This window comes from Pseudomonas capeferrum, assembly GCF_000731675.1.
Classification (GTDB): Bacteria; Pseudomonadota; Gammaproteobacteria; order Pseudomonadales; family Pseudomonadaceae; genus Aquipseudomonas; species Aquipseudomonas capeferrum.
On sequence record NZ_JMIT01000001.1, the window covers coordinates 716,090 to 732,113 of the forward strand.

Here is a 16,024-nt window from a genome sequence, read left to right on the forward strand (position 1 = left end):
GTTCAGGACCGTGGCTAATTAATTGCGGCTCAAGGTCTGCAGAAGTTGGTTTTTCGACACTGTTCCCCTGAAGACTCCGTGGTGGTCGAGTACCGGCACGGGGTATGGCAGGCTGGCTGCAATGTTCAGTACTTCATGCAAAGGGGTGTCAAGGTAGACGGGGTGCTGCTCGTGGGCGTGGTGCCGGATGGCCTCGCTCGCGCTGTCATCGTGTGCATCGACAACCGCCAGCAGTTGCCCGTGATCGCCGAGCAGGTAACCGAAGTCGATGCCCGCTGCGAAGGTGGGTAAGTTGCCATTGGCACGGCAGGTTGCTGACGGATCCAAACGTGCGACATCGCCTGCTTTCAATACCCGCGAGCTGTCGAAGCCCTTGAAGAAGGTGCGCACGTAGTCATTCGCCGGCTGGTTGATGAGCTCCTGCGGGGTGCCTATCTGCACGACACGGCCACCCTCCATGATCGCGATGCGATGGCCGATGCGGATGGCTTCCTCAATGTCATGGGAAATGAAGATGATCGTGCGTTTCTGCTCAGCCTGCAGACGAATCAGTTCACCCTGCATTTCACTGCGGATCAGCGGGTCGAGAGCAGAAAATGCCTCATCCATCAGCAGAATCGTTGGGTCATTAGCCAATGCTCGCGCGAGGCCCACGCGTTGCTGCATGCCCCCGGAGAGCTGGTGCGGGTAACTGTGCTCGTGGCCAGCAAGGCCAACTTGGCAAAGGGCTTCACGAGCACGTTTGTTGCGCTCGGTCTCGCTGATGCCGGAAATCTCCAGGCCAAAGGCTGTGTTCTCCAACACGCTCATGTGTGGCATGAGGGCGAAAGATTGAAACACCATGCCCATTTCCTTGCGGCGTACGTCCAGCAGGGCTTTGTCCGAGAGGCCAGTAATTTCCTTGCCGTTCAGGTAGATGCTGCCCGACGTAGGCTCGATGAGACGATTGAACAATCGAACCATCGTGGACTTGCCGGAGCCAGACAGCCCCATGATGACGAATATTTCGCCGCGTTTAACTGAGAATGTGGCATCGAAAACGCCGATTACTTGGCCGGTTTTTTCGAATACCTCATGTTTACTGGCGCCCGCATGCACCATGTTCATTGCGACGTCCGCGTGGGGACCAAAAACTTTATAAATGTTTTTGACGGACAGGATTTCGTCAGCGTGAGTCATCGTTTCCCTCCAGGGTTTTGTGCCGTTGACGTTATCGTTGACGAACTGATAACGCGCGGTAGTGGCATGGAAGGGCAGTGTGGAACGTGTGTTTTACACATGAGGGGCTTTCCTGGTTTTTATTGTTGTGTGCCTGGAAACGGGCTTTTTTAAAAATCTATAAGCATCTCGGGTGTAGTACCACCAACATTTACACGCCTTCATGGATAACTTAAGGTTATAGACGGTGGTGCGGGCGACAGCTTCAGTGCAATCGCGACAGCCGTGTAGTCATCCAAGCAGCGGCTGGGATAACCTCGGCCGCCTTTGGACCTGATCGTAAGGGAGCTATTATGTTGAGCCGGCACGTTGACCCAGACACCTTGCTGCTGCGTATGCCATCTTTGAGGGCAGTCAAGGCATTTGTCGCCGCCGCCAAATACCAAAGTTTTACCCGTGCCGCCGAAGCCCTGTGCGTTTCCCAAGCGGCCATCAGTCGCCAGATTCGTGAGCTCGAAACATTCTTGGGGGCGCAACTGTTCGTCCGGGTAGGGAGAACGGTTGAGCTGACGCCCGCAGGCTCGATTTTCTTCGAGGCCGCTCAGATGTCATTCGTCAACATCGCGCACGCTGCGGATAGAATCCGCAGTACGCCGACCGACAAACACGTACTTACAATCTGCTGTTCGCCCGCTTTTTCAGCGTTCTGGCTTTCGCACCATCTGCCCGAATTCCGAATCAATAATCCTGATATTGAACTCAATCTGTTCACTACCCAGAATTTCGTCAACATGGAACCAGGTGTTGAGCCTGACATCATTATTTCCAAAGTCTCCAAGGTGGGCTCAGGCTACAAGAGTTATCCGCTTTGCCATGACATCATCTATCCCGTCTGCTCGCCCGCCTTCCTGGCGCAACATCCAGAGGTCGCAACGCTTGAAGGATTGCGCGACAGTTCATTGCTTGATCTCAGTCCTTTCGGCAGGTCGGGCGTTTCCGAGCATGTGGATTGGAGTGTGTGGCTGGCGTTTCAGAACATTGATATCGACGAGCGCCCGCCCGAAAGCCCGCCTTTGTTTCATGCCAACGACTACAACCTGATCATCAACATGGTGCTTACCCATCAAGGCGTCGCCTTGGGTTGGAATCAGCTGGTGAGCGCGATGGTGGACAGAGGGGTTTTGGTGCGCCCGGTGCGTGAGCAGGTCACGTTGCGCAATAGCCTGCACTATCTGGCATGCCGCGAAGGCACGGACTATGACGAGGCGTGTCGCAGGGTACGTGACTGGGTGTTGTCGAAATTCACCCGCTGGAGTGTCTGAGCGCCCAGTCTGGGCCAGCGAGTGACCCATAACCTGCCCTTATCCATACGGGGTTGAAAAAGTCGTTTGTCGGCACTCCAGCACCTGCCTTAGCCTTGATCCAAGCATGGGTCAATATTGCCCGCACGCCGTGTTCAATGGCTGTTATGTGTTCACGGTGTTAGCGCCGAGGCCAGTAGCTGATCATTTCGGAATGGCAGTCTAAGAATAATGAGTAGGGCATGTTTATCATGCCCGAGCGGTTGATGAAGTGAGGATAATAATGAATAGCAAAGCGTCCGTTGTTGGCCTGATTAACAAGCGCAAAGCGCGCCATGCGTTGCCCCGCGAACTCTATATAGACCCTGATGTGTACCGTGCCGATCTCGAACATATCTGGCACACGGATTGGGTATTCGCTGGCCATACTTTTGAAATTGAGAAGCCGGGTCAATATTTCACCCTGCAGATTGGCGACTATCCTGTTGCCGTGGTAATGGGCAAGGACGGTAAGGTTCGTGCCTTCCACAATGCCTGTCGTCACCGCGGCGCAAAGGTCTGTGAGCAGGCTCAGGGCAAGGTTGCCAAGATGGTCTGCCCTTACCACAAGTGGACGTTCGAGCTAGATGGCAGCCTGCTGTTTGCAGGTAACATGGGTAGCGATTTTGACAAGACTCAGTACGGCCTGAAGACGGTTCACTGTGAAATCGTCCACACGTACATTTACGTGTGCGTCGCAGAAACGGCGCCAGATTTTGACAGTTTCCGCAGTTCGGTAAGCCCTTTCATCGCCCCTCACTTCCTGGATAACTGCAAGGTCGCATTCGAGTCGAACCTGATCGAAAAAGGCAACTGGAAGCTCGTCTTTGAAAACAACCGCGAGTGTTTCCACTGCGATGGTACCCACCCTGAGTTGATGAACTCCTTCGTCGAAAATCTTTCGGTAGCCGGCGTCGGCGGGGAAGATGACCCGGAACTGGCTATGCACTGGGATCGTTGTGAGCGTGCGGGGATGCCTAGCCGATTGGTTATGGACCCGAACGGCCGCTTCCGGATGACACGAATTCCGCTGTCGGCGGGTGCTGTCAGCTACACCATGGATGGCAAGCCTGCCGTTGCGGGCCGGCTGGACCAGAGCGGCGAAGAGAACATTGGCGCGCTGCTGTACTTCAATTATCCGTCTACCTGGAACCACTTCCTGGGCGACCATGCCTTGAGTTTCCGCGTACTGCCAATCGGCCCTGGTGAAACCTTGGTCACCACCAAATGGCTGGTGCCGAAAACGGCCGTGGAGGGCGTTGATTACGATCTAGACCGGCTCACCAAAGTGTGGCTCGCGACCAATGATCAGGATCGCAAGTTGGTAGAGGGGACCCATGCCGGTGTCAGTTCGCCGACGTACGAGCCTGGCCCCTTCTCCGACATTGCCGAGAATGGTGTTTGCCAGTTCGATGACTGGTACTGCGAGACCATGCTGACGCGGCTGCAGGGCCCCATTGCACTGCGGTCCGTGAGTTAAGCCCTGATTGGGTTCGGCGCGACCTTGAGCGAGTCGAACCCGCTTCTGTGTGAATCAATCTCGTGTCTGTCCATGCCGCGATATAGATAAGGCCGGCCCTACGCCCCTCTCGATTCTTCATCCCTGATCCTGTCCGGAGTGCCTGATACAAGAGACGTTTCGGTACTGCACGCAACGTTGTGTGAATTTGCCCACTGCTAACAATTACAAGAGGTAGCGCATGTCCGCATTTCCATTCCCCGGTATCAACTTGGCGATTACCACCCCCTTTGACGCGGATGGCAAAATCGACTTCGCCCGTTTTGAACATCTGATAGAGCGCTACCTCCACGCAGGCATACAAAGTTTTGTGCTCAGCTCTGGCACTGGCATGCATGTGTACCTCACCAGAGAAGAGTCGAGGCAACTCGTAGCCTTCGGCGCCAAGGCCATTGATGGTCGCGCCAAGGTGATAGTACAGACCTCTGCATTGCTGGTTGACGAAGTGGTGGAGCGCACCCGTCATGCCGCCGATTGCGGTGCTGATGGGGTAATGGTGTTACCCCCATTTTTCGAGGGGCCGACTGACGACCAGGGCATCATCGATTTCTATAGCAGCGTTGCCCAGGCGGGCCTGCCCATCATTGGCTACAACGTGCCGCAGGCGGTCGGGGTGGAAGTGAGCCCTGAACTGTTCGTCAAGTTGAGTGAAATCCCCAATTTCATTTCGGTCAAGGACAGCAGTGGCGACCTGATCGCCCAGGCAACGCTGGTGCGCACGGGCCTGCCGACCATGAACGGCGCCGATCCCCTGGCTGCCTACGCTTTGTATGCGGGCGCCGCAGGACTGATTTGGGGTGGCGCCAACATGGCGCCGCGTACCTGCGTTGCCTTCGTCAATGCCGCACTGGCTGGTGACTGGGTAGGTGCCCGGGAGATCTGGCGTAAGCTGGAGCCAGTGATGTCGCTGATCTGGCAGGGTGATTACGTGCAGTCTGTGTACGCAGCTGCCGAACTGACCGGCTACGGTGCTGGTATCCCGCGTCGCCCCCTCGCGCGGCTGGTGAGCGGCAAGTTTGCTGCCCTTGAGGCTGCGCTGGGTGACCTGATCGCGTCAGAGTCCGCTCACGCTTGAAGCAATTCAAAACATGATGGCATCGGATTGACAGGGCAGGGGAGCGAAGCATGACCGCGGTTACTCAGCAAACGAGTGTGTCAAACCACACCAGTGGCAGGCGAATAGGCCTCTGCCTTTGTCTGCTCTCAATGTTCATCTTCGCAGCCCAGGACGGTATCACCAAGGTGCTGGTCAAGGACCTTCCTATCGCGCAACTGGCTCTGTACGAAAAGTTTTGTGGGAGCGGCGGTGCGGCGATCCGACTTGCCCCGCGATCTGCCGCAACGCGGCAGCAAAGCCTGAGTTCGCGGCTTCTTTGCAGCCCAGGACGGTATCACCAAGGTGCTGGTCAAGGACCTTCCTATCGCGCAACTGGTTCTGTACGAAAAGTTTTGTGGGAGCGGCGGTGCGGCGATCCGACTTGCCCCGCGATCTGCCGCAACGCGGCAGCAAAGCCTGAGTTCGCGGCTTCTTTGCAGCCCAGGACGGTATCACCAAGGTGCTGGTCAAGGACCTTCCTATCGCGCAACTGGTTCTGTACGAAAAGTTTTGTGGGAGCGGCGGTGCGGCGATCCGACTTGCCCCGCGATCTGCCGCAACGCGGCAGCAAAGCCTGAGTTCGCGGCTTCTTTGCAGCCCAGGACGGTATCACCAAGGTGCTGGTCAAGGACCTTCCTATCGCGCAACTGGTTCTGTACGAAAAGTTTTGTGGGAGCGGCGGTGCGGCGATCCGACTTGCCCCGCGATCTGCCGCAACGCGGCAGCAAAGCCTGAGTTCGCGGCTTCTTTGCAGCCCAGGACGGTATCACCAAGGTGCTGGTCAAGGACCTTCCTATCGCGCAACTGGTTCTGTACGAAAAGTTTTGTGGGAGCGGCGGTGCGGCGATCCGACTTGCCCCGCGATCTGCCGCAACGCGGCAGCAAAGCCTGAGTTCGCGGCTTCTTTGCAGCCCAGGACGGTATCACCAAGGTGCTGGTCAAGGACCTTCCTATCGCGCAACTGGTTCTGTACGAAAAGTTTTGTGGGAGCGGCGGTGCGGCGATCCGACTTGCCCCGCGATCTGCCGCAACGCGGCAGCAAAGCCTGAGTTCGCGGCTTCTTTGCAGCCCAGGACGGTATCACCAAGGTGCTGGTCAAGGACCTTCCTATCGCGCAACTGGTTCTGTACGAAAAGTTTTGTGGGAGCGGCGGTGCGGCGATCCGACTTGCCCCGCGATCTGCCGCAACGCGGCAGCAAAGCCTGAGTTCGCGGCTTCTTTGCAGCCCAGGACGGTATCACCAAGGTGCTGGTCAAGGACCTTCCTATCGCGCAACTGGTTCTGTACGAAAAGTTTTGTGGGAGCGGCGGTGCGGCGATCCGACTTGCCCCGCGATCTGCCGCAACGCGGCAGCAAAGCCTGAGTTCGCGGCTTCTTTGACACCATTTGATATCGGGTACAGGAGCGCTTCGCACGCCATCGCGGGACAAGCCCGCTCCCACAAAACTTTTCGTCAGGGCCTAGTCCGAAAGCGTGCCATATCCGCATCACGCTGGCAGGAGAGATGCCAGTCGCCTGACTCATTGAGCGAGTACTCCAATGGCTGGCATCTTTCGGCTTGGACTTCAGCACCTGATCCACGACAGCTTGCACTTGCTCATCAGTGATGCTGCGAGGCCGGCCTGAGCGCTGTTCGTCATTCAGGCCATCGAGCCGCAGTCGGCTGAACCGCACTCGCCAACGCGAAACGGTGTGTACCCCAATACCGAATCTGTTGGCTATAGAAGTACCCGACTCACCGCTTGCGCACGCCAAAATAATTTCGGCTCGAATTCGTGATTCGGCAGGCCCCTTGCGTTGCCGGGAGCGACGAAGCAACTCAGAGCGCTCTTCATCGCTCAACTCAATGGGAACAGCAGGTCGGCCAGTTTTCATATCGTTGCTCCAGTACTTTTGAGTGCTCAAAAGTCTAGCCCAAAATATGAGCGTTATTTCTGAAACACCACACTAGTCATGGTCCGTTACTGGGTCTTCCTGCTCTTCGCCTTGTGTTATGTGGCATTCAATGGAGGGGTGCGCAACGGGCTATTGCTACAGGCATTGAAATTCACGACTGCCGTGACACTGCAGCCATTCAATTACGCGTTGTTGGTATTTGCCTCGTTGATCGGTGTTTTCGTGTTCAGAGAAACGTTGGATACGTTGCTGGTAGTCGGCACCCTGCTCGTGATTTTTGGTGGGAAGTTCTCGGTTGGCCGAAACAAGACGAGCTGATACGCCGACCATTACCTGGTTCGATGTACATCTCAGCGCCAACGCTGAACCCTGTGGCCCAGCGCCAGGCAGCGGCCTGAAGGCCGCCGCTACGACCGCCCGATGCCCTCGGTGTACATGATCTGCGCAATGATCGGCACCGGGGTCATCAGGTGCGAGTGCATCATGGCGCTGGCGCGCTTGGCATCGCGGGCCAGGATCGCCTCGACCAGCGCCGAATGCTCCTGGCGCTTGAGCTCAAGCGCCTGCTCGGAAAACACCGTCTGCGTCAGCCACAAATGGCGGTAACGCTCAGCCTGGTCGAACAGGTAGGTGCGGGCCTGCAGCAGGTGCTTGGAGCCGCACCCCGAGGCGATGGCGGTGTGAAACGCCTTGTGCCGTTCATCCCACACATCCAGCCGTTGCTCGCGGGTTTTCACCTCCACCACTTTGGCCAGGGTATGCGAACAGGCCAGCACCGACGCTTCCCAAGCGTCGTCGCCGCGTTCGATGGCCAGGCTGATGATCATGGCTTCCAGGTTGGCGCGGGCATCGTAGATGTCGTTCATCTCCGCCAGTGACATGGGCGCGACACGGTAGCCTTTCTGGCTGATGACAATCACCAGGTGCTCGGCCACCAACTGCGAAAGCGCCTCGCGCAGCGGCCCCACTCCCAGTTCGTAGCGGTCCTTGAGGGTGCTCATCAAGAGCTTCTCCCCAGGCTTGAACACGCCGCGGATGATGTCCTTCTTGAGCCTCTCATACCCGCTGAATGCTGAGTTTTGTCGGGGAGCGAGCGCTTCCAAAGTCCTGTTCCTCAAAACGTTTTGCCGATCATACCGAAACCGCTGGCGGACGAAAAACAATGGACATACAGGCGGAGTATCTTCGTTTTATAAAAATGTAGACATTTTAAGCGGGTGGCGATATTTTTGCTTCGCCCGCACTGATCCAGATCACGACTGGACCGTGCTATCTCCTTTTTCTGCCAGGACCTAGCCATGAACGCTTTTACGCAGATCAACCAACCTGTGCTGCCGCTGCCGCTCGAACCGCGTGGTTACACCATCGCCCCGTCGAAGCAGTCGCCTCGTCTGCTTGAACTGACCTTTGCCCGCGAGACCGTGCAGGCGTTCGTCGAGGCTGTGGCCCAGTGGCCGGTGCAGGCGCTGGAATACAAGTCGTTTCTGCGTTTTCGGGTGGGCGAGATCCTCGACGAGCTGTGCCAGGGCACGCTGCGCCCGGTACTGCTCAACACCATCCTCGACCGCGCCAGTGGCGGCATGCTGATCACCCCGCTGGGGCTGGATGACGTGAGCCAGGCCGAGGACATGGTCAAGTTCACCACCGCCTGTGCGCACCTGATCGGCCGCTCCAACTACGACGCCATGAGCGGCCAGTACTACGCCCGCTTCGTGGTGGTGAACAGCGACAACTCCGACAGCTACCTGCGCCAGCCGCACCGCGTCATGGAGCTGCACAACGACGGCACCTTCGTGAATCAGATCACCGACTACGTGCTGATGCTGAAAATCGACGAAAGGAACATGGAAGGCGGCAACTCGCTGCTGCTGCACCTGGACGACTGGGAGCAGTGCGAGGCGTTCTTCCGCCACCCGCTGGCGCGCCGCGAGATGCGCTGGACCGCGCCGCCCAGCAAGAACGTGGCCGAGGACGTGTTCCATTCGGTATTTGACAACGACGCTGAAGGCCGGCCGACCATGCGCTACATCGACCAGTTCGTGCAGCCGGAAAACTTCGAGGAAGGCGTCTGGTTGAACGCCTTGTCCGAATCGCTGGAGGGCAGCGACAAGAAACTGTCCGTGCCGGTGGCGGTGGGCAGCTTCGTCTTGATCAATAATCTGTTCTGGCTCCACGGCCGCGACCGCTTCACACCGCACGACGGCCTGCGCCGCGAGCTGATGCGCCAACGCGGCTATGTCGCCTTCCCCAAGCCGCTGTACCAACGCGGCCAGTAAACACGGCGCGGGAGGTAACACTGTGTACGATTTCATCATCATCGGCGGTGGCATTGTGGGCATGTCCACCGCCATGCACCTGATCAAGGTGTACCCGGACGCCAAGATTCTCCTGCTGGAGAAGGAGTCCGGCCCGGCGCGCCACCAGACCGGGCACAACAGCGGGGTGATCCATGCCGGGGTGTACTACACCCCCGGCAGCCTCAAGGCACGCTTCTGCCTGGAAGGCAACAAGGCAACCAAGGCCTTCTGCACCCAGCACGGCATCGCCTTCGATGAATGCGGCAAGTTGCTGGTGGCCACCAACGACCTGGAAATGCAACGCATGAAGGCGTTGTGGGAACGCACCGCGGCCAATGGCCTGGAGCGCCAGTGGTTGTCGGCCGACGAGCTGCAAGAGCGCGAGCCCAATATCGTCGGCCTGGGCGGGATCTTCGTGCCCTCCAGCGGCATCGTCAATTACGCCGAGGTGACGGCGGCCATGGGCCGTGAGTTCCAGCGTGCCGGTGGCGAGATCCGCTACAGCGCCGAAGTGGTCGGCCTCGAGGAGCGCGCCAGCGAAGTGGTCGTGCGTACCCGCAGCGACGAGGTGCACAGCCGCTTCCTGGTCACCTGTTCGGGGCTGATGGCCGACCGCGTGGTGAGCATGCTTGGCATCCGCACCCACTTTGTGATCTGCCCGTTCCGCGGCGAGTACTACTTGCTGCCCAAGCAGCACAACCAGATCGTCAACCACCTGATCTACCCGATTCCGGACCCGTCCATGCCGTTTCTGGGCGTGCACCTGACGCGCATGATCGACGGCACCGTGACCGTGGGCCCCAACGCGGTGCTGGCGATGAAGCGCGAAGGCTACCGCAAGGCCGACGTCAGCGTGGCGGACATGTTCCAGACCCTGACCACTCCCGGCATCCTCAAGGTGCTGGCCAAGAACCTGCGCCCGGGCCTGATCGAGATGAAGAATTCGCTGTTCAAGGGCGGCTACCTCAAGCAGGTGCAGAAGTACTGCCCGAGCATCACCAAGGATGACCTCACACCTTACCCGGCGGGTGTCCGGGCACAGGCGGTGTCACGCGATGGCAAGCTCATCGACGACTTCCTCTTCGTCAATTCGGCGCGCAGCGTGAACGTCTGCAATGCGCCATCGCCTGCCGCCACCTCGGCCATCCCGATCGGCGCCTACATCGTCGAGAAGGTCTGCGCACAAGTCGCCCTGCAGGGGGGCGGCTTGCCCAAGCCAGACCTGGCCGGCAAGCAGCGCGCTGCCGGCTGAGCAGGCCGGCAACCCCAGCGGATCTGCGTTTCGTTTTACTCAACCCGCCTGGCCCTACTCACCATTTAGGGCCGGGTGGGCTTTTTCGCGCCCGTGTTCGCTAGACGGCGCAGCGCGGGCATGACAAGAACAAGAAGGTAAGGCCATGCAAACAGACAAGAACAATTTGAGTCATGGGTTGAAATCGCGGCACGTCACCATGTTGTCCATCGCCGGGGTGATCGGCGCCGGCCTGTTCGTCGGCTCCGGTCGGGCCATCGCCGAGGCCGGGCCCGCCACCATCCTCGCGTATATCCTGGCCGGTGGGCTGGTGGTGCTGGTCATGCGCATGCTGGCCGAAATGGCGGTCGCCTCACCGGATACCGGCTCGTTTTCCACCTATGCCGACCTCGCCATCGGCAAGTGGGCCGGCTATACCATCGGTTGGCTGTACTGGTGGTTCTGGGTGCTGATCATCCCCATCGAGGCCAACATTGCCGCCACCATCATCAACACCTATGTGCCGCAGATGGAAATCTGGGTGCTGTCGTTGGTGATCACCCTGCTGCTGACGGCCACCAACCTGTTCAGCGTGAAGAACTACGGCGAGTTCGAGTTCTGGCTGGCGCTGGTCAAGGTCATTGCCATCGTCGCCTTCATCATTCTGGGCGCCTGCGCCATTTTCGGCCTGCTGCCCAGCGCCGGCGTCAGCGGTGTTTCGCGCCTGTGGGACACCGGCGGCTTCATGCCCAATGGCTTCGGCGCGGTACTCAGTGCCATGCTGATCACCATGTTCTCGTTCCTTGGGGCCGAGGTGGTGACCATTGCCGCCGCCGAGTCGGACGAGGCGGGCAAGCATATCTCCAAGGCCACCAACTCGGTGATCTGGCGGATCACGCTGTTCTACATCCTGTCGATCTTCATCGTCATCGCGCTGGTGCCCTGGACCGACCCGCGGTTGGCCACCGAGGGCTCCTACGTCACGGTGCTGGATACGCTTGGTGTGCCGCATGCCAAGGCCATCATCGACTTCGTCGTGCTGACCTCGGTCACCAGTTGCCTGAACTCGTCGCTGTACACCGCGTCGCGCATGGTCTATTCGCTGAGCCGTCGTGGTGATGCGCCGGCCTGTGCCCAAGTGACCAGCCGCAGCGGTACGCCGATTGTCGCGGTGCTGCTGTCCACCGGTGCGGCGTTTCTGGCGGTGATCGCCAATTACCTGGTGCCGGCCAAGGTGTTTGGCTTCCTGATGGCAAGCTCCGGCGCCATCGCCTTGCTGGTGTACCTGGTGATTGCTATTTCCCAACTGCGCCTGCGCAAGCGCCTGACTGCGCAAGGCAAGACACTGAACTACCGCATGTGGCTGTTCCCATGGCTGACCTGGGCGGTGATCCTGTTCATCAGCAGCGTGCTGGTGGTGATGCTGTTGCGCCCGGACCATCGCCTTGAGGTGGTTTCCACCCTGGTGCTGGCGGTATTCGTGGTGTGCTCGGGGTTGCTGATCACGCGCCGACGGGCGCGGGTGGCGCCAGGCAGCACCGTGGGGCAGGGCGCCTAGGCGGCCGGTAACAGACGAACGTTGCATCTCAGACGAGCAAGATCCATCAGGCTGTGAGAGGATGGCCGCCACCTCCACGGCTCGGCCACAGGACCCCAGAACTCAAGCCTGATGAAGACTCCAAAAAGAATCGAACCCCTGATCGAAGACGGCCTGGTCGACGAAGTACTGCGACCTCTGATGAGCGGCAAGGAAGCTGCGGTCTACGTGGTGCGCTGCGGTACCCAGGTGCGCTGCGCCAAGGTCTACAAAGAGGCCAACAAGCGTAGTTTCCGCCAGGCCGCCGAGTACCAGGAAGGCCGCAAGGTACGTAACAGCCGCCAGGCCCGCGCCATGGCCAAAGGCTCCAAGTACGGTCGTAAAGAGGCCGAAGATGCTTGGCAGAACGCTGAAGTGGCGGCCCTGTTCCGCCTGGCCAGCGCCGGTGTGCGGGTGCCCAAGCCTTACGATTTCCAGGATGGCGTACTGTTGATGGAGCTGGTGACGGACGCCGACGGCGACGCCGCCCCGCGCCTCAACGATGTGCACCTGGAAGCCGAAGAAGCTCGCGAATTCCACACATTCGTTATCCGCCAGATCGTCCTGATGCTCTGCGCAGGGCTGGTGCACGGCGACCTCTCCGAGTTCAACGTGCTGCTCGGCCCTGACGGCCCGGTGATCATCGACTTGCCACAAGCGGTGGATGCAGCCGGCAACAACCATGCCTTCAGCATGTTGCAACGTGATGTGTCGAACATGGCCCATTACTTCGGCCGCTTCGCCCCGGAGCTCAAGGACACCCGCTATGCCCAGGAAATGTGGGCGTTGTTCGAAGCGGGCGAACTGAAAGCGGACAGCCCGTTGACCGGCGTGTTCGCTGACGACGACGAGGAAGCCGACGTGGATGGCGTGCTGCGTGAAATCGAAGCCGCGCGGTTCGATGACGCCCGCCGCCGCGCCGCCTTGGCGGACGCCGAGCGTGGCCCGGTCAAGGGTGAAGAACCCCCTCCGCCCTGGATGCAGTAGTCCATTGGGGCCGCCTGGCGGCCCAACCCTGTGGCGCTGGCGAGGTTCAGTTCGCTGGCGGCACAAACCCGTTGCGCTGGTAGAACCGCTCCAGTTCATGGGCCTCAGGCTCAACCCCGGTGAAAATCCGCAGGTACTCTGGAATGAAGCGCATCCGCAGCGCCAGCGGTTCGTAGGTCTTCATGCTGATGTAGCCGATCTGCGCCAGGTAGATCGAGCGGGCGCGCGTGGCGGCGGCATCCTCGCTGAAGCCGAAGCGGTCGAACATCTGCTTCAGGGCCTGCATGCGCAGGGCGTCGGCCTCGACGATCTCGGCGGCTACCTGTTCCGACTGCAGGGCCCAACTGCGCATGGCGAATTCGAACTGCGAATCGAACAGTTCGCTGTTCAGCCAGCAATCGAACACATTGAGTATCGCCTCGCTGATCGACGCCGCATACGCCTGTGAATGGCTCACCAGGTTGCTGGTGTTCTTGCGCTTCCACTGCTCGATCAGCGCTGCCAGCAACGCCTCGCGGTCCTCGAAGTACCAATAGAAACTGGTGCGGGCAAGGTTGAGTTTTTTCGCCAGCGGCAATACCCGCACAGCATCCACCCCCGATTCCTTGAGGGTTTCGTAAGCGGCGTTCAGCCAGCTTTCGAGCGAACCGCGGGCGGCGAGTTCTGGGGTCTTCGAAGTCATGTTCATGGGCGCATTCTTCCGTATCCATGGCAGGCTGGCAAGCGCAATGTACACCTGTGTCTAATTAATTGACACCTGTGTACATGGGGGCTAATGTCGTTTTTGCCTGATGCCCTGAACGCGAGAACAATCATGTCAAATGACCCGTTGCTTCAGCCGTACCAACTCAAGCACCTCACCTTGCGCAACCGCATCATCACCACCTCCCACGAACCGGCCTACCCCGAAGACGGCATGCCCAAGCAGCTGTACCGTGCCTACCATGTCGAGCGCGCCAAGGCCGGCGTGGCAATGACCATGACCGCCGGCTCCGCCGCCATTTCCCGAGACAGCCCGCCAGTGTTCAACAACGTGCTGGCCTACAAGGACGAGGTGGTCGGCTGGATGAAAGACCTCACCGACGAGTGCCACGAGCATGGCGCGGCGGTGATGATCCAGCTCACCCACCTGGGCCGGCGTACCCGCTGGGACAAAGGCGACTGGTTGCCAGTGGTGTCACCGTCGCACAACCAGGAGCCGGCGCACCGGGCCTTCCCCAAGCGCCTGGAGATCTGGGACATCGAGCGCATCATCAAGGACTACGCCGACGCTGCCGAACGCATGCAGGCCGCCGGGCTCGACGGCATCGAGCTGCAGGCCTACGGCCACCTGATGGACCAGTTCTGGTCACCGCTGACCAACGAGTTGCAGAACGTCTACGGCGGCTCCCTGGAAAACCGCCTGCGCTTCACCTTCGAAGTGCTCGCCGCGATTCGGCAGCGGGTGGGCGACGCGTTCATCGTCGGTATCCGCTACACCGGCGACGAAGTGCTGGCCGGCGGCTTGACCCGGCAGGAAGGCCTGCAGATTTCGCAGTTGCTCAAAAACAGCGGGATGATCGACTTTCTCAACGTGATACGCGGCAATATCGCCACCGACGCAGGCCTTACCGACATCATCCCGATCCAAGGCATGCGCAACGCCCCGCACCTGGACTTCGCCGGCGAGATCCGTTCGCTGACCGGCTTCCCGACCTTCCATGCGGCGAAGATCCCGGACGTGGCCACGGCCCGCCATGCCATCGCCGCAGGCCTGGTGGACATGGTCGGCATGACGCGCGCGCACATGACCGACCCGCACATCGTGCGCAAGATCATCGAAGGCCGCGAAGACCAGATCCGCCCCTGCGTCGGCGCCAACTATTGCCTGGACCGCATCTACCACGGTGGTGCCGCCTACTGTATTCACAACGCCGCCACCGGGCGCGAAACCAGCATGCCCCACGACATCGCCAAGGCGCCGGTGCGGCGCAAGGTGGTCATCGTCGGTGCCGGCCCGGCAGGGCTGGAGGCGGCGCGGGTGGCGGGCGAGCGTGGCCATGAAGTGGTGGTGTACGAGGTGGCTGACAAGGCCGGCGGGCAAATCCGCCTGACCGCGCAGTCCGAGCGGCGCAAGGAAATGATCAGCATCGTCGACTGGCGTCTGGCCCAGTGCGAGCGCCTGGGCGTGACCTTCCACTACAACGTGTGGGCCGACAGCCAGATCATCCTCGACGAGGCCGCCGATGTGGTCATCGTCGCGACCGGTGGGCTTCCCCATACCGAAGTGCTGGAGCACGGCAACGACCTGGTGGTGTCGAGCTGGGACATCATCTCCGGCGACGTGAAGCCTGGGCGCAACGTGCTGGTGTATGACGATGCCGGGGACCATGCCGCCCTGCAGGCCGCCGAGTTCATTGCGCAAAGCGGCGCACGCACCGAGATCATGACCCCCGACCGAACCTTCTCGCCAGAAGTCATGGGCATGAACCTGGTGCCCTACATGCGCACCCTGCAGCAACTGGACACGACCTTCACCGTCACCTGGCGGCTGAAGGCGGTACACAAGGGTGAAGCCGGCCTGCTGGCCAGCATCGGCACCGACTACAGCGAGCTGCGCCAGACCCGGCAAGTCGACCAGGTGGTGGTCAACCATGGCACCCGCCCGCTGGACGAGCTGTATTTCCAGCTGTGCCCGTTGTCCAGCAATGAAGGGGCGGTGGAGTACATGGACCTCATTGCCGGCCGCCCGCAAACTGTGGCCCGGCGCAACGACGGGCGCTTCCAACTGTTTCGCATCGGCGACGCGGTGGCCTCGCGCAATACCCACGCGGCCATCTATGACGCGCTGCGCCTGGTGAAAGACCTCTGATCGGTACGCTGCACCTTAAAACTATAAACCCAGCACCACCCGCTGTTACTGCCCTGGCTCCAACAACGACAAC

At 60.0% G+C, this 16,024-nt stretch carries 12 protein-coding genes and 1 pseudogene; 9 read left to right on the forward strand and 4 right to left on the reverse strand.

Annotated elements, in window-relative coordinates; all coding sequences use genetic code 11:
* Positions 1-18: 18 nt before the first annotated feature.
* Positions 19-1,179 (reverse strand): quaternary amine ABC transporter ATP-binding protein, encoded by a 1,161-nt coding sequence (locus PC358_RS03360; RefSeq protein WP_033697519.1) that lies wholly within the window; start codon positions 1,177-1,179, stop codon positions 19-21.
* Between the two features lie 335 nt (positions 1,180-1,514).
* Between PC358_RS03360 and PC358_RS03365 the strand changes: the two genes are divergently transcribed.
* The 3 genes from PC358_RS03365 (at position 1,515) to PC358_RS03375 (ending at position 5,092) form a co-directional block, all read left to right on the forward strand.
* Positions 1,515-2,480 carry a LysR family transcriptional regulator gene (locus PC358_RS03365; RefSeq protein WP_033700014.1) on the forward strand — a complete coding sequence of 322 codons (966 nt, stop codon included), beginning with the start codon at positions 1,515-1,517 and terminating at the stop codon, positions 2,478-2,480.
* A gap of 262 nt (positions 2,481-2,742) precedes the next feature.
* Positions 2,743-3,978 (forward strand): aromatic ring-hydroxylating oxygenase subunit alpha, encoded by a 1,236-nt coding sequence (locus PC358_RS03370; RefSeq protein WP_033697520.1) that lies wholly within the window; start codon positions 2,743-2,745, stop codon positions 3,976-3,978.
* 220 nt (positions 3,979-4,198) lie between these two features.
* Positions 4,199-5,092, forward strand: a complete 894-nt coding sequence (locus tag PC358_RS03375; protein WP_033697521.1) for a dihydrodipicolinate synthase family protein — start codon at positions 4,199-4,201, stop codon at positions 5,090-5,092.
* A gap of 1,476 nt (positions 5,093-6,568) precedes the next feature.
* Here the strand turns inward: PC358_RS03375 and PC358_RS26825 are convergent.
* Positions 6,569-6,988, reverse strand: a pseudogene (locus PC358_RS26825) (helix-turn-helix domain-containing protein); the annotation flags it as partial.
* Between the two features lie 78 nt (positions 6,989-7,066).
* Between PC358_RS26825 and PC358_RS03380 the strand changes: the two are divergent.
* The gene (locus PC358_RS03380; RefSeq protein ID WP_033697522.1) at positions 7,067-7,327 is read left to right on the forward strand and encodes an EamA family transporter; all 261 of its coding nucleotides are present in this window, start codon (positions 7,067-7,069) and stop codon (positions 7,325-7,327) included.
* Between the two features lie 89 nt (positions 7,328-7,416).
* Here PC358_RS03380 and csiR read toward each other — a convergent pair whose 3' ends face one another.
* Positions 7,417-8,112, reverse strand: a complete 696-nt coding sequence (gene csiR / locus PC358_RS03385) for a DNA-binding transcriptional regulator CsiR (protein ID WP_033697524.1) — start codon at positions 8,110-8,112, stop codon at positions 7,417-7,419.
* Positions 8,113-8,307: 195 nt separating this feature from the next.
* Here csiR and glaH point away from each other — a divergent pair, with 195 nt between their 5' ends.
* The 4 genes from glaH (at position 8,308) to PC358_RS03405 (ending at position 13,100) form a co-directional block, all read left to right on the forward strand.
* The gene (glaH, locus tag PC358_RS03390; protein ID WP_033697526.1) at positions 8,308-9,285 is read left to right on the forward strand and encodes a glutarate dioxygenase GlaH; all 978 of its coding nucleotides are present in this window, start codon (positions 8,308-8,310) and stop codon (positions 9,283-9,285) included.
* Between the two features lie 22 nt (positions 9,286-9,307).
* Complete coding sequence (gene lhgO, locus PC358_RS03395; RefSeq protein WP_033697527.1) at positions 9,308-10,558, forward strand: L-2-hydroxyglutarate oxidase; 1,251 nt, start codon at positions 9,308-9,310, stop codon at positions 10,556-10,558.
* 145 nt (positions 10,559-10,703) lie between these two features.
* Positions 10,704-12,095 carry a GABA permease gene (gene gabP, locus PC358_RS03400; RefSeq protein WP_033697528.1) on the forward strand — a complete coding sequence of 464 codons (1,392 nt, stop codon included), beginning with the start codon at positions 10,704-10,706 and terminating at the stop codon, positions 12,093-12,095.
* Positions 12,096-12,206: 111 nt separating this feature from the next.
* Positions 12,207-13,100, forward strand: a complete 894-nt coding sequence (locus tag PC358_RS03405; protein ID WP_033697531.1) for a PA4780 family RIO1-like protein kinase — start codon at positions 12,207-12,209, stop codon at positions 13,098-13,100.
* 46 nt (positions 13,101-13,146) lie between these two features.
* On the opposite strand, the gene PC358_RS03410 is transcribed toward PC358_RS03405, so the two are convergent.
* Positions 13,147-13,788, reverse strand: coding sequence for a TetR/AcrR family transcriptional regulator (locus tag PC358_RS03410; RefSeq protein ID WP_033697533.1), 642 nt, complete (start codon positions 13,786-13,788; stop codon positions 13,147-13,149).
* A gap of 126 nt (positions 13,789-13,914) precedes the next feature.
* Between PC358_RS03410 and PC358_RS03415 the strand changes: the two genes are divergently transcribed.
* Positions 13,915-15,951 (forward strand): NADH:flavin oxidoreductase, encoded by a 2,037-nt coding sequence (locus tag PC358_RS03415; protein WP_033697535.1) that lies wholly within the window; start codon positions 13,915-13,917, stop codon positions 15,949-15,951.
* Positions 15,952-16,024: the final 73 nt, after the last annotated feature.

Coding starts and splice junctions, on each gene's coding strand:
- PC358_RS03380 (WP_033697522.1), top strand. CDS start 7,067: ATGGTCCGTTACTGGGTCTTCCTGCTCTTCGCCTTGTGTTATGTGGCA.
- PC358_RS03405 (WP_033697531.1), top strand. CDS start 12,207: ATGAAGACTCCAAAAAGAATCGAACCCCTGATCGAAGACGGCCTGGTC.
- glaH (WP_033697526.1), top strand. CDS start 8,308: ATGAACGCTTTTACGCAGATCAACCAACCTGTGCTGCCGCTGCCGCTC.
- PC358_RS03370 (WP_033697520.1), top strand. CDS start 2,743: ATGAATAGCAAAGCGTCCGTTGTTGGCCTGATTAACAAGCGCAAAGCG.
- PC358_RS03415 (WP_033697535.1), top strand. CDS start 13,915: ATGTCAAATGACCCGTTGCTTCAGCCGTACCAACTCAAGCACCTCACC.
- PC358_RS03375 (WP_033697521.1), top strand. CDS start 4,199: ATGTCCGCATTTCCATTCCCCGGTATCAACTTGGCGATTACCACCCCC.
- PC358_RS03360 (WP_033697519.1), bottom strand. CDS start 1,179: ATGACTCACGCTGACGAAATCCTGTCCGTCAAAAACATTTATAAAGTT.
- PC358_RS03410 (WP_033697533.1), bottom strand. CDS start 13,788: ATGAACATGACTTCGAAGACCCCAGAACTCGCCGCCCGCGGTTCGCTC.
- gabP (WP_033697528.1), top strand. CDS start 10,704: ATGCAAACAGACAAGAACAATTTGAGTCATGGGTTGAAATCGCGGCAC.